At 62.7% G+C, this 18,737-nt stretch carries 16 protein-coding genes; 8 read left to right on the top strand and 8 right to left on the bottom strand.

The annotated features are described in order from the left end of the window. Positions 1 to 48: 48 nt before the first annotated feature. Entirely contained in the window at positions 49 to 2,373 is a 2,325-nt protein-coding gene (locus AC0L26_RS25825; protein WP_473635109.1) for an NADP-dependent malic enzyme, read from the bottom strand. Between the two features lie 216 nt (positions 2,374 to 2,589). Then, on the bottom strand, positions 2,590 to 3,465 hold the full coding sequence (locus AC0L26_RS25820; RefSeq protein ID WP_473635108.1) for a LysR substrate-binding domain-containing protein: 876 nt from the start codon (positions 3,463 to 3,465) through the stop codon (positions 2,590 to 2,592). Positions 3,466 to 3,561: 96 nt separating this feature from the next. On the opposite strand from AC0L26_RS25820, the gene AC0L26_RS25815 reads away from it, so the two are divergent. Next, positions 3,562 to 4,632 (top strand): alpha/beta fold hydrolase, encoded by a 1,071-nt coding sequence (locus tag AC0L26_RS25815; protein WP_473635178.1) that lies wholly within the window; start codon positions 3,562 to 3,564, stop codon positions 4,630 to 4,632. A gap of 299 nt (positions 4,633 to 4,931) precedes the next feature. On the opposite strand, the gene AC0L26_RS25810 is transcribed toward AC0L26_RS25815, so the two are convergent. Next, on the bottom strand, positions 4,932 to 5,876 hold the full coding sequence (locus AC0L26_RS25810; RefSeq protein WP_473635177.1) for a LysR family transcriptional regulator: 945 nt from the start codon (positions 5,874 to 5,876) through the stop codon (positions 4,932 to 4,934). Between the two features lie 138 nt (positions 5,877 to 6,014). Between AC0L26_RS25810 and AC0L26_RS25805 the strand changes: the two genes are divergently transcribed. Further along, complete coding sequence (locus tag AC0L26_RS25805) at positions 6,015 to 6,983, top strand: MBL fold metallo-hydrolase (RefSeq protein WP_473635107.1); 969 nt, start codon at positions 6,015 to 6,017, stop codon at positions 6,981 to 6,983. Between the two features lie 56 nt (positions 6,984 to 7,039). Here AC0L26_RS25805 and AC0L26_RS25800 read toward each other — a convergent pair whose 3' ends face one another. Continuing rightward, complete coding sequence (locus tag AC0L26_RS25800; protein ID WP_473635106.1) at positions 7,040 to 7,819, bottom strand: SDR family oxidoreductase; 780 nt, start codon at positions 7,817 to 7,819, stop codon at positions 7,040 to 7,042. A 119-nt stretch (positions 7,820 to 7,938) separates the two neighbouring features. Here AC0L26_RS25800 and AC0L26_RS25795 point away from each other — a divergent pair, with 119 nt between their 5' ends. Both AC0L26_RS25795 and AC0L26_RS25790 read left to right on the top strand, forming a co-directional pair. Further along, positions 7,939 to 8,760 (top strand): UDP-2,3-diacylglucosamine diphosphatase, encoded by an 822-nt coding sequence (locus AC0L26_RS25795; protein ID WP_473635105.1) that lies wholly within the window; start codon positions 7,939 to 7,941, stop codon positions 8,758 to 8,760. 130 nt (positions 8,761 to 8,890) lie between these two features. Beyond that, positions 8,891 to 10,108: an MFS transporter gene (locus AC0L26_RS25790; protein ID WP_473635104.1), complete on the top strand. Its 1,218-nt coding sequence runs from the start codon at positions 8,891 to 8,893 to the stop codon at positions 10,106 to 10,108. On the opposite strand, the gene dgcA is transcribed toward AC0L26_RS25790, so the two are convergent. Beyond that, positions 10,079 to 11,062, bottom strand: a complete 984-nt coding sequence (gene dgcA, locus AC0L26_RS25785) for an N-acetyl-D-Glu racemase DgcA (protein ID WP_473635103.1) — start codon at positions 11,060 to 11,062, stop codon at positions 10,079 to 10,081. The genes AC0L26_RS25790 and dgcA overlap by 30 nt on opposite strands. 78 nt (positions 11,063 to 11,140) lie before the next feature. Here dgcA and AC0L26_RS25780 point away from each other — a divergent pair, with 78 nt between their 5' ends. From AC0L26_RS25780 to AC0L26_RS25765, 4 genes are all read left to right on the top strand, one after another. Beyond that, positions 11,141 to 12,328: an ABC transporter permease gene (locus tag AC0L26_RS25780; protein ID WP_473635102.1), complete on the top strand. Its 1,188-nt coding sequence runs from the start codon at positions 11,141 to 11,143 to the stop codon at positions 12,326 to 12,328. A 1-nt stretch (position 12,329) separates the two neighbouring features. Next, on the top strand, positions 12,330 to 13,151 hold the full coding sequence (locus tag AC0L26_RS25775; protein WP_473635101.1) for an ABC transporter ATP-binding protein: 822 nt from the start codon (positions 12,330 to 12,332) through the stop codon (positions 13,149 to 13,151). Between the two features lie 14 nt (positions 13,152 to 13,165). Then, positions 13,166 to 14,539 (top strand): MlaD family protein, encoded by a 1,374-nt coding sequence (locus AC0L26_RS25770; protein WP_352930597.1) that lies wholly within the window; start codon positions 13,166 to 13,168, stop codon positions 14,537 to 14,539. A 100-nt stretch (positions 14,540 to 14,639) separates the two neighbouring features. Then, positions 14,640 to 15,254, top strand: coding sequence for an ABC-type transport auxiliary lipoprotein family protein (locus tag AC0L26_RS25765; protein ID WP_352930595.1), 615 nt, complete (start codon positions 14,640 to 14,642; stop codon positions 15,252 to 15,254). 198 nt (positions 15,255 to 15,452) lie between these two features. On the opposite strand, the gene AC0L26_RS25760 is transcribed toward AC0L26_RS25765, so the two are convergent. From AC0L26_RS25760 to AC0L26_RS25750, 3 genes are all read right to left on the bottom strand, one after another. After that, the gene (locus AC0L26_RS25760) at positions 15,453 to 16,361 is read right to left on the bottom strand and encodes a carbohydrate ABC transporter permease (RefSeq protein ID WP_473635100.1); all 909 of its coding nucleotides are present in this window, start codon (positions 16,359 to 16,361) and stop codon (positions 15,453 to 15,455) included. Position 16,362: 1 nt separating this feature from the next. Next, on the bottom strand, positions 16,363 to 17,214 hold the full coding sequence (locus AC0L26_RS25755; RefSeq protein ID WP_435528754.1) for a carbohydrate ABC transporter permease: 852 nt from the start codon (positions 17,212 to 17,214) through the stop codon (positions 16,363 to 16,365). A gap of 193 nt (positions 17,215 to 17,407) precedes the next feature. Further along, complete coding sequence (locus tag AC0L26_RS25750) at positions 17,408 to 18,733, bottom strand: ABC transporter substrate-binding protein (protein WP_473635099.1); 1,326 nt, start codon at positions 18,731 to 18,733, stop codon at positions 17,408 to 17,410. Between the last annotated feature and the right edge of the window lie 4 nt (positions 18,734 to 18,737).

Raw genomic sequence — 18,737 nt, 5'->3', positions numbered from 1 at the left:
TACCGCATCTGCGGCTGCTGTTTGCTTAGCCTACCGCGAACGGCTGCTTTAGCCCAGATTTACGACCGCCTGCGCCTTGTGGGCGGCTTCAACCACCGCGAGCGCCGTCATGTTGACGACACCGCGCGACGTCACCGATGGCGTCAATATATGCGCCGGCCTGTCGGTGCCGAGCAGGATCGGGCCGACATGCAGCGCGTCCATCATCGTGCGCAGTGCTGTGAGCGTGATGTTCGCCGAATCGAGGTTGGGGAAGACCAGCAGATTGGCTTCGCCCTTCAGCCGCGAATGCGGATAGACGCGCTGGCGCAATTGCTCGGACAGGGCCGAGTCGGCATGCATCTCGCCGTCGCATTGCAGGTCCGGCGCGATGCGTGCCAGGATCGCCGCAGCCTGCCGCATCTTGAGCGCGCTTGGCGAGTCGCGTGAGCCGAAATCCGAATGCGACAGCAGGGCCGCCTTGGGCTCGATGCCGAAGCGCTGGATTTCTTCAGCCGCCAGCACCGTCATCTCGGCGATCTCCTCGGCCGTCGGATCGACGGTGACATGGGTGTCGGTGAGGAAAATGATGCCGCGCTGCGAGATCAGCATCGAAAGCGTCGACAAATCGTGATCCCTGATCCCGGCGCGCGGCCCGATGATCAGGGTGACGTTGCGCAAATGCCGCTCGAAACGCCCCTCCAGGCCGCAGACCATGGCGTCGGCGTCGCCACGCTTGAGGGCAAGGGCTGCGATCACCGTGTTGTCGGTGCGCACCATGGTGCGCGCGGCCTCCGTCGTCACGCCGCGCCGGCCAGCGAGTTCGATCAAAAGATCGACATAGTGGCGATAGCGGGGATCGTCCTCGGGATTGATCAGGCCGAAATCGACGCCGGGCTTGATGCGCAGACCGTAGCGTTTCAGCCTGACCTCGATGACATGCGGGCGGCCGATCAGGATCGGCTCGGCGATGCCTTCCTCCAGCACCACCTGCGCGGCGCGCAGCACGCGCTCGTCCTCGCCGTCGGCATAGATGACGCGCTTGGCATTCGACGTCTTGGCCATCGTGAACACCGGCTTCATGACCAGGCCTGAGCGGAAGACGAAGCGGTTCAGCGTGTCGATATAAGCGGCGAAGTCGGTAATCGGCCGTGTCGCGACGCCGGTATCGCAGGCGGCCTTGGCGACGGCCGGCGCGATGCGCAGGATCAGCCTGGGATCGAAGGGCGAGGGGATCAGGAAATCAGGCCCAAAGATCGGCGTTTCGCCGGAATAGGCGCGGGCGGCGACATCCGACGGCTCTTCGCGGGCAAGGGCCGCAATCGCCCGCACGGCCGCCATCTTCATCTCTTCGTTGATGGCGCTGGCGCCGCAGTCCAGCGCGCCACGGAAAATGTAAGGAAAACAGAGTACGTTGTTGACCTGATTGGGGAAATCGGAACGGCCGGTGCAGATCATCGCGTCGGGTCGCGCTGCCCGTGCCGCTTCCGGCATGATCTCGGGATTGGGATTGGCCAGCGCCAGGATCAGCGGCTTAGGGGCCATATGATGGAGCAATTCCGGTTTCAGCACGCCGGCGGCCGAAAGACCCAGGAACACGTCGGCGCCCGGCAGCACATCGGCCAGCGTGCGCGCCTCGGTGTCTTTCACATAGGGGTCTTTCCAGCGGTCCATCTCGTCGACGCGGCCTTTGTAGGCGACGCCGAAACGGTCGGTGACCCAGATGTTTTCGACGCGCGCGCCGAGCAAAACCAGCAAGTTAAGGCAGGCAAGGGCAGCTGCCCCGGCGCCGGAGGTGACGATCTTGATGTCTGAGATCGTCTTGCCGGCAAATTCGAGCCCATTGAGCACCGCGGCGGCGACGATGATCGCGGTGCCGTGCTGGTCGTCGTGGAAGACCGGTATGGCCATGCGGGCCTTCAGCCGCTCCTCGACCTCGAAACATTCGGGCGCCTTGATGTCTTCGAGGTTGATGCCGCCGAAGGTCGGCTCCAGCGCCGAGATCGTCTCGACCATGCGCTCGATGTCAGGCGCGTCGATCTCGATGTCGAAGACGTCGATGCCGGCGAACTTCTTGAACAGCACCGCCTTGCCTTCCATCACCGGCTTGGAGGCCAGCGGGCCGATATTGCCGAGGCCGAGCACTGCCGAACCGTTGGAAACGACACCAACCAGATTGGCTCGCGCCGTGTAGTCGGCGGCGGTTGCCGGATTGTCGCGGATTTCCAGACAGGGCGCAGCGACGCCGGGCGAGTAGGCAAGCGCCAGGTCGCGCTGGTTGCCGAGTGGCTTCGTTGCCTGGATTTCAAGCTTTCCAGGCCTTGGGTGCTTGTGAAAATAAAGGGCGGCTTCGTCGAGGTCCGACCGGGCTGCTTTTTTGCTTTCGCCTTCCATACTGGCCTCCCTGCGATCCTGCCGTGAAGCCTTTTAGCATGCAGCGTTGGTTTTTCACGATGCCAAATGACGCAACCGCCAATTAGGCGAACGGGCCGTAAAAAACACATCTATGTCAGTCTGTTGCACCGAAACGCTTACCTTCATTGTCACGGCCGGTGCGTGTCTCGTCGAGCGCAATGCGCGATCGGGTGTCTCGGATCGCGGGCGGTCAAGTCACGTCTGAACCTCAAGCAGTTTCCAGACGCTATCGACAACGGTCGGCCGTGGCCGCCGTTTCGCAATCACGGCAAGTGGCCACGCTGGCAGCGATGCGTCGGCGATCGATGCATACCGGACGCCCTCGAACACGAGACGCAGTGTCGATCGTGGCAGCAGCGCCGCGCCCAAGCCGGCGGACACGAGCGAGAGCATGGTCAGGGCCCGCGTTGCCTCCTGGACGATCCGAACGTTGAGGCCAGCCTTGGTAAACCCGTCCATGATGCGGGCATGGAGCGCCGGGCCTTGTGCCGCCGGAAACGTGATGAGCCCATGGTGGGCAATGTCCGCCAGCGTCACCGCGTGTGTCTGCCGGTCATCAGGCAGGACGGCGACGAGATCTTCAGCAGGATAGTCATAGACGTCGAGACGTTCGTCGGTCCCGAGCGGTGGATGCACGAACCCGATGTCGATCTCACTCAACGACAACGCGGCAATCTGCTCATTGGTGGACATCTCGATGAGCTTTGGGTGGATATCAGGATATTTCTCGCGAAGCCGGGACAGGAGATGCGGCAGATGCTCGTAGAGGGCCGCCGACACGAAGCCGATCCTGATCTCGCCGGCTTCGCCGTCATGCGCTGCGCGGGCGACGTGAAGCGCCGAATCGGCGTGCCGCACGGATGCCCGGGCCTCGTCCACGAAGGCCAAGCCCGCGCGCGTCAAGGTTATGCGGCGGTTGGCCCGTTCGAACAGTTTGACGCCGAGTTCCTTCTCAAGACGTCCGATCGATTGGCTAAGCGGAGGCTGCGCCATGGCCAGCCGCAGTGCGGCACGTCCCATATGCAATTCCTCTGCGACAGCGAGGAAATGTCGCAAGTGCCGAAGTTCCATATCTTGACGGTATCAAAAACCATCAAAAACGTCATCGATAAGATATGAAATAGCTGACAGTCTTTGCGGAACGCAATTGTCCCCGGAGATGTCATGATGTCCCACTTCGCCGTCCCCCTCGTGCTCACAGCAGCCATGATGACCGCCGCTCCAGTACCGGCAGGAAAGCCGGATCTCGTCCGGGCCGACCGGTTCGTCGAACTTCGGACCGGCGAGCGCCTCTTCGTCCGGGAGGTGCGCCGCCCTGGGGTCGCTCCCGAAGCTAACTCTGCCGTCCTCCTCATCCATGGCGCACGCGTGCCCGGTGTAGCGTCCTTCGATCTGCCTGTTGCGGGTGGGTCGCTTGCCGCCGACCTCGCGGCGGACGGGCACCATGTCTATGTCCTGGACCTTCGCGGCTACGGCGCATCGAGCCGCCCTGCGGCGATGAACAGGCCGCCGGACCAGTCCGCTCCCCTGATGCGCACCGAAGATGTCGTGGCGGACATTTCCGCAGCGGTCGACGCCATCGCGAAATGGAGCGACGTTTCAAGGGTCAGCCTTGTCGGCTGGGCCACCGGCGGACATTGGGCCGGCGCCTATGCCAGCCGGTTCCCGCAGACGGTTGATCGGCTCATCCTCTACAACACCCTGTATGGAGGCTCAGACCGGCATCCCACCCTTGGCACCGGTTCGCCGCTTGAAAATCCCGACCGGCCTGGGACGTTCAACGTCCAGGCGTTCGGCGGTTATCGGCTGAACACACGTGCGAGCCTATTCACCGCCTGGGACGACAGCATCCCGGTCGCGGACAAGGCTCAGTGGCGCGATCCCGCGGTCACTACTGCCTATGGTGACGCGGCACTCGCCTCCGACGAGATCGCATCGAGGCGCCAGCCGCCGAGTTTCCGGTCACCGAGCGGCGCCATGGCTGACAGCTTCGAACTGGCGTTCGATCGCCGGCAATGGTCGGCGGCGGCGCTCACCATGCCCGTGCTTGTCGTCCGTTCCGGACGGGATTTCTGGAGCCGGCCGCAGGATGCGAAGACAATCGCAGACGAAGCACCAAAAGCGGAACGTCTGGACATCCCTGAAGCCACGCACTTCGTGCATCTCGACCGCGAGGCCGCGGGACGGGGGGTGTTTCTTGACGCTGTGAAGCGGTTTCTCGGTCGCCCGGAGGAATGAGCCATGAAGGGTCGTTTATGTGTCCTGCGGGAGCAGCAGCCGCAACGGTGTAGGCCGACCGCCTCCAGGCTTTGCGGCCACCGTCCGCCCGACAGTTACTCACCGCGCGGTTGCGGGGCTACGCCTATCTCCGCCGCGCCACATCGCGACTCTCTCGCCTCCGCCATTTCCCTGCGCGTACAAACGCCAGACTTCACTGGAGCATTTTGCAGCCAAGTGGAATCACTTGGCGTCGCAGAAATGCGGCCAAAACAAATAGATAGAGCGGGATGCTCGGTTCAATTTGAACGCATCCCGCTCTAGGCCGGCGCCCTTTCCTGGGTGTGCACGCTTTTTTCGTCATCGATGAACGCACCCATCGCGGCGAGGTGGTCGGCGAAGCCAGCAACGAACCGCCTGACCTTCAACGGAATGAAGCGGTTCGATGGATAGACCGCATGCACGTGATGCGGTGCGTAGTGCCAGTCCGGCAGCACATATTCGAGCCGCCCTTGGGCGACGAGCGGGTCGAGTATCACCTTGTGCCCGAGGCCGATGCCGATGCCAAACAGCAGTGCCTGCTGGTTAAGGAGTGAATTGTTGGAGCACATGGTGGGCCGGATCCGCACCTCGGCCTTTTCGCCGCCTGGGCCGGTGAGCGGCACGATATCGCGGGTCGTGATGTGGGCGTAATGCAGGTAGTCATGCCCGGCAAGATCCTCTGGGCGCCGCGGCCGGCCCATCCGGTCGAGATAGCCCGGCGTTGCCGCGAGACGTCGCTCCATTACACCCAATTTGCGCACGATCAGCCGATCATCATCGATGGTCCCCATTCGGATAACGACATCGAGCCTCTCCGCGATCACGTCGACGAAGCTGTCGGTCAGCGCCACGTCGAGCATCAGTTCCGGATAGGTGCGCTTGAACTCGATTAGATAGTTGCCGAGCACACCGGCACCGAAGCTGGCCGGCGCACCGACGGCAAGGCGCCCGCACATCTTCGATTCGAGGCAGCCGACGCTGCGGTCCGCGTCCCCGATGCGCTCCATGATGTCGCGGGCTCGCTCCAGATAACGCCGGCCGGCTTCCGTCGGCGAAACATAGCGGGTCGTACGGTCAAAGAGCCGGACGCCTAAACGCTTTTCCAGCGCTCGGATCTGCTGGCTGACGGCCGGCTGGCTCAAGCCCAACTCGCGCGCTGCCGCCGAGAAGCTGGCGGAATCGCAGACGCGTACGAAGCTGGCCAGTTCGGTCAAGCGGTCCATGATGGCAACTCCCGTCGTGATTAATAAGCAAGAGTAATAGCCGATATAAGAAACCGGCAAGTTCAAAAAGCTGAACCTATGAAGTAGACCCGCCCTCGCTCTGCCCGCAGCGCTATGATCCCAACCGGAGATGATGCCATGACGCTTTCCCGCCGCCATTTCCTCGCCAGTGCCGGCCTAGCCGGCGGCGTCTTTCTAGCCGGCGCCTCCGTTCCGGCACTGGCCCGGGCGCCACTGGCTAATGCCCCAACCGTTGGCGCGCTGCGCCGCAAGGTGGGTTCGATCGAGGTCACGGCGCTGCTGGACGGCTATATCGACATTAAATCGGAGCTTTTCATCGGCCTCGTTGACGTCGAGGCGGGGCGTCTAGCGGAGGCCAGCTTCAACAAGCCCGGACCCCGGCGCACGCCCGTCAATGCCTATCTCGTCAATCTTGGAGACCGGCTGGTGCTCATCGACGCCGGTATGTCGGACGGCAGGGGTCCGGCGCTCGGCCATCTTCCCGCGGCTTTGCAGGCTGCCGGCGTTGCTCCCGACCAAATCGACACTTTGCTGATCACCCACATGCATCCCGACCATATCAACGGGGTTCTGACCTCCGCCGGCGAGGCGCTGTTTCCCAATGCGGAGCTCGTCGTCACCGCCACTGACTACGCCTTCTGGCACGACGACGCGAACATGAACCAAGCGCCGGACGAGGCAAAGCCGTTCTTTATCGGGGCACGCCGGGCTGCCGCCGCTTATGCGGACCGCCTGCGGCAAGTCGACGGCGAGCGCGAGGCGGTCGGCTCCATCAGCACAGTGCCGTTGCCCGGCCACACGCCGGGCCATGCCGGCTTCATCGTCGAATCGGACGGCGACGCCCTGTTCATTTGGGGCGATGTTGTGCACATGGCGACTTATCAGTTCGCGCGCCCGGACTGGAGCATCGCGTTCGATGTCGATTCCAAACTGGCCGCCGAAACGCGCAAGCGGACGTTCGACCGGGTCGCTGCCGACCGGATGCTGATCGCAGGAATGCATTTGCCGTTCCCCGGTTTCGGACATGTCGCGCGCGACGGCCAAGCCTATCGCTTCGTGCCGGCCGAATGGGCCTATGAACTGTAGTGGCGGCCAGTGGGGAAGGGGCCATCGGGGCCCCAGCGGGTACCAGCCGTTAGGCACTAGAACGCGCTGACATAGGCGCCGCCGTCCACCGGTATGTTCTGCCCGGTCAGATAGCCGGCATGAACCGAGCACAGGAAGGCGCAGATCTGGCCGAATTCCTCCGACGTGCCGAGCCGCTTAGCCGGAACGTTGGCTGCTGCTTGGGTCTTTCGCGCCGCGGCGGCCGCCGGATCTTCGGGAGTGCCGGCTTCGTGCGGGGGGCGCAGCCGGTCGGTGTCGAGTTTGCCCGGCAGCATGTTGTTGATCGTCACATTGCGGTCGATCACGGTCCGCGCGACACCGGCAAGGAACGAAGTCAGGCCGGCGCGCGCGCCGGACGACAGATCGAGGCCGGGAATGGGAACATAGACCGACAGCGACGTGATGTTGACGATGCGGCCGAAGCCGCGCTCGGCCATGCCGTCGATCACGGCCTGAACCAGCTCGACCGGGGTCACCATGTTCTGGGTGACACCTTCGAGGATCTTTGCGCGGTCGAGCTCGCGGAAATCGCGAAACGGCGGTCCGCCATTGTTGTTGACGAGGATATCGGGATCGGGACAGGCGGCAAGCAGCGCCTTCTGCACCTCGGGCTTGGAGACGTCGCCGACGATGCCGGTCACCTTGACGCCAAATCTTTCGCGCAGTTCGGCGGCGGTCATTGCCAGCTGGTCGGCGTTGCGCCCGTTGACGACCAGATCGCAGCCGGCTTCGGCCAGCGCCATGGCGCAGCCGCGCCCAAGGCCCTTGCTCGAAGCACAGACAATGGCCTTTTTTCCGCGTATACCGAGATCCATGGCGATTTCTCCTCTGATTTGCGCGGCAAACTAGCCCTTTGGCTGGACCAATCGCAACCGTCATACGGTTGTTGCATGAATCGGGGCATAGCCAGCGCGAAAGCAACGGTGAGAATCCCATGCCTGGCGCAGAGCCCCGCACTTTCCGCAGCATGTTCATCTCCGACGTCCATCTCGGATCGAAGGCGGCGAAAGCCGAGTTCCTGATAGATTTCCTGCGCCATCACGACGCCGATATCATCTATCTCGTCGGCGACATCGTCGACGGCTGGCGGCTGAGACGGAGCTGGCACTGGCCTCAGAGCCACAACGATGTCGTGCAGAAATTGCTGCGCAAGGCGCGCAAGGGCGCCAGCATCACCTACATCGCCGGCAATCACGACGAGTTCGCGCGCCAGTTCCAGGGCGTGCATTTCGGCGGCATCGTCGTCGCCGACCGTGCCATTCACGAGACCGCCGACGGCAGGCGCTTGCTGGTCATTCATGGCGATCAGTTCGATACTGTCGTCCACAATGCGCGCTGGCTCGCCTATCTTGGCGACTACGCCTATGACGCGGCCATTCTCGTCAACCGCGTGGTGACGCGGCTTCGCCAACTGCTTGGCCTGCCTTATTGGTCGTTTTCGTCCTGGGCCAAGGTTAACGTCAAAAAGGCGGTGAATTTCATCGGATCGTTCCAGACCATGCTGACCGAGGAAGCGCGCCGCTCGCATGTCGACGGCGTGATCTGCGGTCACATCCACCATGCCGCGATCGAAAACTACGAGGATGTGCAATACATCAACACCGGCGACTGGGTGGAGAGCTGCACCGCGGTGGTCGAGCATTTTAACGGCCAGATGGAGATCCTGCACTGGGCGCACGTCCTGCCGGAGGCTCCGGTCGGCGGCGAAGTGCTGGTGCCGATGGACATCAAGGGCAGGGCAGTCCAGGCGGCCTGAATCAAACCCGGTCTCATCGCGCTCTAATCGATTAGTCCAAGCGGTTCCGCGGACTTTTTCAGCATGATATGGAATTGGCCTGCGCTGCAGGCCGACTCGGCCGAACGCCGCGCCGACGGATTGCCTGCTGATGTCCTCCCTGCCGCCGCTTTCACCCGAACAGCTCGTCAAGCCGCGTCATTTCGAGCTGCGCATGGGCCTGATTTTCTTCACGCTTTTCGTGCCGCTCGGGACGCATTTGCCATACTTTCCGCTGTGGCTGCAGGCAAAGGGCTTTGATGCCGAGCAGATAGCGGTGATTCTCGCGGCACCAATGTTCCTGCGTGTGGTGACGACGCCATTGCTTACGGCACTGGCCGATAGGGCGAGCGACCGCGCCCATGTCTATGTCGCGCTGATGGCCGCGTCGCTGGCGCTGTCGGCCGGTTATTTCCTGACGCCCACCTACGCCATCGTGCTGGCCGTTTCGCTGGCGCTCGCCGTGGTCTGGACGCCGCATTCGCCGATCGCCGATTCGCTGGCGCTGTCGGGGGTGCGCCGCTTCGGCTCCAACTACGCAAGCATGCGCAAATGGGGGTCGATCTCTTATCTATGCGCAAATCTGGCGGGCGGTTTCATCCTGGCGGCGACCGGCGCCCAGGCTGTTCCGGTGATCATCTTCGTGGCGTTTGGCGCCGCACTTGTCGTCGGACTGATCGCGCCGCGGCTTGGCCGTCCCCGCCGTGCGTCGCCGCTTTCGGCGGCCGACATCCAGCAGTCGGCACCCAAACTCCTCAACCCCTATTTCCTGTATTTCTCCATCGGCGTCGGCGTCATTACCGCCAGCCACGCGTTTCTCTACGGTTTCGTGTCGATCTACTGGAAATCGATCGGCATCGGCGATCAGGTCGTCGGCCTGCTTTGGGGATGGGGAGTGGTGGCCGAGATCTGCATGTTCATGATCTTCACTCGCGTTTTTGGCTCCTTCTCGGTCGTGTCGATCATGGTAATGGCCGGGATCGGCGCAATCGTGCGCTGGATTGCCTTCCCCTTGATCTGGCCGCTCGGTCTCGGCGTTGCCGGGTTTTTCGCAGTCCAGACGCTGCACGCGGTGTCCGTGGCGCTGGTTCTGATCGGCTTGCAGAAGATGATCGGCGAGACGGTCTCGGAAGAGCGCACCGGGGCCGCGCAAGGCATCGCCTATTTCTCCAACGGCTTTTTCACGGCTGTGGTGACGCTCCTTTCAGGCCCGCTTTACGATCGCTTCGGCGTGGACGGGTTCTTCGCCATGATCCCGATCGCCTTGATCGGCTTGGCGCTGATCGGACTTGCGGCGCGTTCAGCCCCACAGCGTCGTATCAGGCGGTGACACCAGCGAACCCTCGTAGACGAGACCGGGAACACGGTCGCGGGCGAGCAGCAGCGGACCGTCCAGATCGACGAAATCGGCATCCTGGGCCAAGAGCACGGCCGGCGCCATCGCCAATGAGGTGCCGACCATGCAGCCGACCATGATGCCAAGACCCAGTTCGCGGGCGCGATCGCGAAGGGCAAGGGCTGCGGTCAAGCCGCCCGACTTGTCGAGCTTGATGTTGACGGTGTCATAGAGGCCGACAAGCGCTTCCAGGTCCTTCACCTCATGGACGCTTTCGTCTGCACAGATCGGCACAGGATGCGCGATGTGGCGAAGGATGCCGTCACGGCCCGCAGGCAGCGGCTGTTCGATCAACGCGATGCCGTGCTCGGCGGCAAAGGCGAGGTTTTCCACGACGTTATCGTCCGTCCAGCCCTCATTGGCGTCGAGGATGAAGCGGCTTTGCGGTGCCGCCTCAGTGACGGCACGGATACGGGCCATATCGTTGTCGCCGCCGATCTTGACCTTGAGCAGCGGGCGCCGGGCGTTGGCGCGGGCCTGTTCGGCCATCGCTTCGGGCTCGCCGAGCGACAGCGTGTAGGCGGTCTCGAGCATCTTCGACGGAGCCGCGCAGATGCTGGAGGCGACCGGCTTGCCTGTGATCTTAGCCTCCAAGTCCCATAGCGCGCAGTCGATGGCGTTGCGCGCAGCACCTGCCGGCATGGCGTCGAGCAGCGCGGCCCGGCTGATGCCGCCTTCAATCTGCTGCCGCATCGCCTCGATTGCATCGCGGACGCCGTCCATCGTTTCGCCATAGCGCTTGTAGGGAACGCATTCGCCGCGGCCTGTATGTTCGGCTTGGCTGATCGTGCACGCAATCACCTCGGCTTCGGTCTTCGAGCCGCGCGAAATGGTGAAGGTGCCGGCGATGGGAAAGCGCTCGGCCTCGACCGAAATGACACGCGCCATATTTTTCTGCTCCGGCTGTGCGACAACGAGCTTGTCGGCAAATCGACAGGTGGGTTCCGTCAGGCTAAACAGGACGCCATGTTGACCATCCGCAAACGCTTCGCAAGCGGCAAGACCGTCAAGGAAGCCGACCACCAGCCGCGCGTTGCGGTCGGTGAGGAGGGCGACGTTCTGGGCTGTGCCTTCTCCGGAAACTGGACGACCCGCACCGTGACGCTGGTCGACGCCGAGATGCGCAAGATCGAGAAGCGCAGCGGTTTCAAGACGCTGGCGCTTGACCTCTCGCATATCGAGAAGATGGATACCGCGGGGGCCTGGCTGATCGACCGCCTGGTCAGCGCCTTCGAAAAGAAAGGCGTCGAGATCAGGCTGCAAGGGCAAAGCGAGATTGCCTCGATCCTGCTCGGCGCCGTCAGCGACGCGGTTCGGCGCGAACCCGAAACTGGCGGCGCGAAGCCGCCCAACATCATCATTCGTGCGCTCGAGGCGGTTGGCCGGCGCGTCTATGAGATGCGCGACGATTTCCTGTCCTCGATGAACATATTGGGCGCCACGATACGCGGCTCGCAGATGAAGCTTGGCCGCGGCCATGCGGTCAATCCAGCGGCGATCTTCAACCAGATCGATCGCATGGGCGTCGGCGCCATTCCGGTGGTGGTGCTGATGTCGGCCATCGTCGGCGCGATCGTGGCCCAGCAAGGCGCCTATCAGCTCAGCTATTTCGGCGCCGATATCTTCGTCGTCGATCTGGTCGGCGTGCTGATCCTGCGCGAACTCGGCGTGCTGATGACCGCGATCATGATCGCCGGCCGCTCAGGCAGCGCCATCACAGCGGAAATCGGCTCGATGAAGATGCGCGAGGAGGTCGACGCGCTGAAGGTCATCGGGCTCAATCCGATCGGCGTGCTGGTGTTTCCGCGGCTGGTCGCGCTGGTGATCGCACTGCCTTGCCTGACGATCATCGCCAATTTCGCCGCACTTGGCGGCGGCATCGCGGCGGCGTGGCTCTACTCCGACATAGCGCCTGCCGCGTTCATCGACAGGTTGCGCGTCGCCATCGATCTCAGCACCATTTTTGCCGGGCTGATCAAGGCGCCGTTCATGGCCATGATCATCGGCACGATCGCCTCGGTCGAAGGGATGAAGGTTGGCGGCAGCGCCGAATCGCTGGGACAGCACGTGACCGCTTCGGTGGTGAAGTCGATCTTCGTGGTCATCATCCTCGATGGGCTTTTCGCGATGTTCTACGCGGCGATCGAGTTCTGAAATGGCGACGCAAGGCAGCACAAAGGCGACTGGGGTGGCGGAAGGGGCCGACGAAGACGAGATCGTGCTTTCCGCGCATGACATCACCGTGTCCTTCGACGACAAGGTCATTCTCGACAGATTGTCGCTCGATATCAGGCGCGGGGAGATCCTCGGCTTTGTCGGCGCCTCCGGTGCCGGCAAATCGGTTCTCCTGCGCACCATCCTCGGCCTGGTGCACAAGCAGTCGGGAACGATCAAGCTGTTTGGCGTCGATGTCGAAAAGGCGAGCGAGACGGAGCGTCTTCGCATCGACATGCGCCTTGGCGTGCTTTTTCAGCACGGCGCCCTGTTTTCGGCGCTCACGGTTCTCGAAAACGTGCAGGTGCCGATGCGCGAATATCTCGATCTGCCCAGAAAGCTGATGGACGAGCTGGCGATGCTCAAGGTCGAATTGGTCGGATTGCCGCCGGATGCGGCGCAGAAATTCCCGTCCGAGCTTTCCGGCGGCATGATCAAGCGTGCGGCGCTGGCGCGCGCGCTGGCACTCGACCCCGACATCGTGTTCCTGGACGAACCGACGTCCGGCCTCGATCCGATCAGCGCGGCCGAGTTCGACGAACTGGTCGTCAAGCTGCGCGATACCATGGATCTTACCGTGTACATGGTCACGCACGATCTCGACACGCTGTTCACCGCTTGCGACCGGGTCGCCGTGCTCGGCAACAAGAAAGTGCTGGTCGAAGGCACGATCGACGACATGCTCAAAAGCGAGGAACCCTGGGTGAAATCCTATTTCCGCGGAAAACGTGCGCGGCAACTTGATCTTGCGGCGCGCGCATAGCCATAAGTGGGTAAATGGAAACCAGAGCCAACTACGTTATTGTCGGCATTTTCACGCTAGCCGCGATCCTGGCAGCCTTTGCGTTCGTCTATTGGACGGCCGCGATCGGCGACAGAGGTGAGACGGCAATGCTGCGGGTGCGCATTCCGGGATCGGCTTCCGGCCTTGGCCGCGGCAGTTTCGTACTGTTCAACGGCGTCAGGGTTGGGGATGTCAGGCGCGTCTATATCGACGTCGACAATCCGACCGCGGCAATCGCCGACACCGAGATAGACCGCATGACGCCGATCACCAAATCGACGCAGGCCGATATCGGCCTTGCCGGCCTCACTGGGCAGGCCAATATCGAACTCAAGGGCGCCGACCCCAAGGAAGCGAAGCTTCTCGACCAGGCGGAAGCGGAGGGCAAAGTCGCCGAGATCGTCGCCAATCCGTCGGCGGTCACCAACCTCTTGCAGACGGCGCAGAACATCTTCACCCGCGCCGATACGGTTCTTACCCAGCTCGAAGGCTTCACCAAGGACGTTCGCGGGCCGCTGACGCAGACTGTCAACAACGTGCAGACCTTCTCTGATGCGCTGGCGAAGAATTCCGACGGCATCGACAAATTCCTCGCCAGCGTCAGCTCGCTGTCGGACGAGTTGAGGGGCGTCTCAGGCAAGCTCGACGGCACGTTGAAAGCGGCGGAAGGGCTGCTCAACGCCGTCGACAAGGACCAGATCAAAAGCATCGTCGCCAACGTCGATACGGTGACCACGAACCTGAAGGAAACCTCGAAACAGTTCGACAGGGTCGTCAGGAATGTCGACACGGCGGTAGGATCGATCAACGATTTCGCCCAAAGAACGCAAGGCACGCTCGCCAAGGTCGACGGCGTTCTCGACGGCATCGATCCGGCACAGGTTCGCACCGCGCTGGCCAACATCCAGAAGGCCAGTGAGAACGCCAACGAGGCTGCAGCCGATATTGCCAAGGTGACCAGTAAATTCGCCAACCGGGCCGACGACATCGACCAGACGATCAAGGATGCACATCAACTCGCCGGGCGCCTCAATGACGCTTCGGTGCGTGTCGACGGCATCCTCGCCAAGGTCGATACACTGCTCGGCTCAGGCCAGGCCGACGGCATGATAGCGGATGCCAGGAATACGCTGAGATCGTTCAAGCAGGTCGCCGACACGCTGAACGCCCGCCTCGGCACCATCACCGACAATCTGGCGCGATTCTCCGGTCAGGGCCTGCAGAATGTTGAAGCCCTGGTCCAGGACAGCCGCCGTTCGATCACCCGTATCGAAGAGGCAGTGACGGATCTCAGCCGCAATCCGCAGCGGATCCTGTCGGGCGGCGAAGGCGAGGTTCGGCAGTTCGACGGCAGGGTGCGGCGTTGACTTCGGCTTTCGCCCGCCCCAAGAACAGCAGGCAAACACGCTGCGAGTGCGGATTGCTCATACGATTCGGGGACAACGGGGATCGCATGTGAAGTCGGTCGTGCTTAAATTGGGCGGGGTCAGATCGGGCGGGCTCAAAGCGGGTGCGGCATTGCTTGCGCTTTCGCTGGCAGGGTGCGCGGCGTTGCCTGGCGGTGGGCCGGCGCCTCTGGACACATTCGAACTCTCCGCACCGCCGCTCGATGCGCGTGGTCACAGCCGCCGCCAGATTCTCATCGCCCAGCCCTCCGCGCTCAAGGCGCTGGACAGCCAGAACATCGTCATCAAGCCGTCCGCACGCTCGATCCAGTACCTCAAGGGTGCGCAATGGGCCGATCGGCTGCCGCTGATCGTGCAGGCGCGGCTGGCCGAGACATTCCAGCGCTCGGGCAGCTTCGCCGGTGTCGGCAAGCCGGGCGAGGGGCTGGCGATCGACTATCAGGTGATCGTCGAGATCCGTTCCTTCGAAGTCCGGGTCGAGGGGGGCGAACAGGCCGAGGTCGACCTGTTCGTGCGGATATTGAACGACCGCAACGGCGAGGTGCGGGCCTCCAAGAGCTTCACCGCGACCGCGCCCGTTTCTGGCAGCGGCAATCAGGCCTATATCGGCGCCCTCGACAGCGCGTTCGGCGATGCGGCCAGGGACATCGTCCGCTGGACCGATTCAGTGATCTGATCCACATCGAATTGTTGGACGATTGGCGTTGGTGTCGGCGCGGCCTTTCATTGTCTGCCGGGCGCCGATTCCACAAATGGCCGGTCGAGCGCCCGCTTTTGCCTGAAGCGATTGCGCTGGCTGCCACAGCCCTGCAGCATGACCGGCACCCGAGGTGATGGTGCGCGACGCATCGCGACCGCGCGTTTGCGGCGGGCGTTATTCCTTCACCGCACCGGTCATCGAGGAGACGTAGTGCTCGACGAAGAACGAATAAAGCACGACCACCGGCAGCGAGCCGATCAGGGCTCCGGCCATCAGCGCTCCCCATTCATAGACGTCGGAGCGGACAAGTTCCGTCAGCACGCCGACCGGCACGGTCTTGTTTTCGGACGACTGGATGAACGTCAGCGCATAGATGAATTCGTTCCATGACAGGGTGAAGGCGAATATGCCGGCGGAAATCAGGCCGGGCACCGATAGCGGCAGCACGATCTTGGTGAGGATCTGCCACCGGCTCGCCCCGTCAATGAGCGCGCATTCTTCCAGTTCGAACGGGATGGAGCGGAAGTAACCCATCAGCAGCCACGTGCAGAACGGCACCAGGAAGGTCGGGTAGGTGAGGATGAGCGCGAAAGGCGTATCGTAAAGCCCAAGGTTGAACACCATCACCGACAGCGGGATGAACAGGATCGAGGGCGGTACGAGATAGGCAAGGAAGACCGCGAGGCCGACCTGCCGCGCCCCCGAAAACCGCAGCCGCTCGATCGCATAGGCCGCGAACACCGCAGCCAGCAGCGACAGGAATGTGGCGGCGGTCGAGATGATGATCGTGTTGAGCAGCCAGCCCGGATAGGACGTGTCGAACAAGAGATAGCGGATGTGCTCGAATGTCGGATGCACGACCCAGAACGGGTTGAAATTGGCATAGTCGGTCATTTCGAGATTGGGCTTAACCGCGGTGATCGTCATCCAGTAAAACGGGAACAACAGCACGATGACGAACACCAGCAGCGGCAGATAGACCGTCACCACGCGCCGCGGCAGGCTCTGAAGGTAGCCCATGCCGCCTTCGTCGAGTTCGGGACGTTTCGTCTTCCTGGTCGCAGCGCTCTTGATCTCAGCCATGTCAGTCTCCGCCGCCCTGCTGCCATTTGCGGCGTTGCAAACCGAAATAGCTGAACAGGATCGCCGCAAGCAGGAATGGGATCATCGCGACCGCGATTGCGGCGCCCTCGCCAAGCTGGCCTCCGGAAATGCCGCGCTGAAACGACAGCGTCGCCATCAGATGGGTGGCATTCACCGGTCCGCCGCGGGTCAGCACATAGATCAGCTGGAAATCGGTGAAGGTGAACAGCACCGAAAACGTCATGGTGATGGCGATGATCGGCGTCAGCAGCGGCAGCGTCACATAACGGAACAATTGCCAGCGGCTGGCGCCGTCGAGCGTGGCGGCTTCGTAGAGCGACTGGGGAATCGTCTGCAAGCCGGCAAGCAGTGTTATGGCTACGAACGGAATGCCGCGCCACACATTGGCAGCGATGACCGAAGCGCGCGCGTTCTCCGGATCGCCGAGGAAATTGATGCGATGGTCGATCAGGCCCATTTCCATGAGCGCCCAGGACAGAATGGAGAACTGCGAATCGTAGATCCACCAGAAGGCGATGGCCGACAGCACCGTCGGCACCACCCACGGCAGCAGGACGATGGCGCGGAAGAACGATTTGAACGGAAGATTTTGATTGAGGATGAGCGCCAGCCAGAGGCCGAGTACGAACTTTAGGATGGACGCGCTTATCGTGTAGAGCAGCGTGTTGAAGACGGAGAGCCAGAAGACGGCGTCATCCCACAGATATTGGTAGTTTTCCGTGCCGATGAAGATACCGGGACGGCCGATGCGGGTATCGGTAAAGCCGAGCCAGACGCCAAGTCCGAGCGGATAGGTCAGGAAGACCAGCAGCAGCGCCGCCGCCGGCAGCATGAAGCCGAAGCCAAGCGCGTTCCGGCTTTCGATCAGGCGAGACAGGATCGACGGACGCGGCTGAACGGCAGCGGACGATACGGCCATGCGACGGGCTCCTCATGAGGTCAGGTGACATCGCGGCCTGAGCGGCCGCCACGCAATTGCGGGGCCAGCCGGGCAGCGCGGTCGCGGCTGCCCGGCTGGGCTGCGATCAAACGCGATAGTAGCGGTTTGCGCGCTTCTCCGCCTCTTCCATCGCCTCCTGGGGCGTGGCCTGGCCGGTCACGGCCTTGGCGAACATGTCGACCAGGACATAATCGGCCATGGTCGCCGCCGAGGCGTAGCCGAGCGGCCCGGCAAAGCCATTGGGACGCAGCGTCGCTGAGGCCTTGGCGTAGGCGGCGTTGTTCGGGTCGGCCGTCCACACAGGGTTGTTGTCGAAGGCCTTGAGTGTCTGGCAGCAGTAGCCGGCCGAGGAGGTGACCCACTGCGTCATCTGCGGTTCCTCGAACATGAACTGCAGATAGGCCTTGGCCGCGTTGGGATAGGGCGTGTAGTCGAAGATGACGGCCGATGTCACCTGGAACAACTCGACGGATTTCCCGACAGGGCCGATCGGCAGGTTGGTCGTGCGGATATCCTTGGCGATTTCAGCCAGCTTCGGATCATTGTCCTTGTTGATCTTGGCGGTGTTGTACGCGGAAATGCCATTGGCGATGACACTGAGTTCGCCGGCCAGGAAGGCGCGGTTGTTGTTCACGTCGAGCCAGCTTTCGGTGCCGGGAATGAAGGTCTTGTAGAGCTCCTGTGCGTATTCGATCGCCTTCAGCGTCTCGGGGCTGTTGATCGTCACCTTTCCGCTCTTGTCGACCATCTGGCCGCCGTGGCTCCACAGCAACCAGTGAGCGTAATTGTTGCCGTCGCCGACGCCGTGGCCGTGCGTGAAGCCGGCCGGATGCCCTTTCGCCTGCAAGGCCTTGCAAAGCTCGAGGAAGCCTGCGGTGTCTTTCGGAAACTCCGAGAAGCCGGCTTCCTTCACCCAGCTCTCCCGATAGACGATGGCATTGCCGATGGTGGCCAGAGGCAGGCCGATGAATTTCCCTTCCCGCGTCGCATATTGCTTTGGTCCGTCGTGCCAGCCGCCGTATTTCGAGCCCAGATACTCACCCAGTTCCGTCACATCGTGCAGCTTGTCGGGGTACTGATGTGGGTCGTCGAACCAGACCATCATCAGGTCTGGACCGGAGCCGACATTGGCGGCAACCGCCGCCTTGGGGCGAATGTCCTCCCAGCTTTCCTTGTCAACGCGGACCTCGACGCCTGTCGCCTCGGTGAACCGCTTGGTGTTGGCCAGCCATTGATCCTCATCGCCCTGCACGAAGGGTGACCAACGCAGCATCCGCAGCTTTGCGCCTTCCTCAGGCTTGTACGTCAGCCCTTCCTGGGCAAAGGCGGCAGATCCGGCGAACCGGCTTCCCAAGATACCCGCCGCGGCGCCGGCGCTGGTGCGGATCACGTCACGTCTGGTGAATTTCATGCTC

It is taken from the genome of Mesorhizobium sp. WSM4823, from assembly GCF_055811195.1.
Note: the sequence above shows the minus strand (reverse complement) of the source record. Positions and strands in the feature narration are given on the sequence as shown.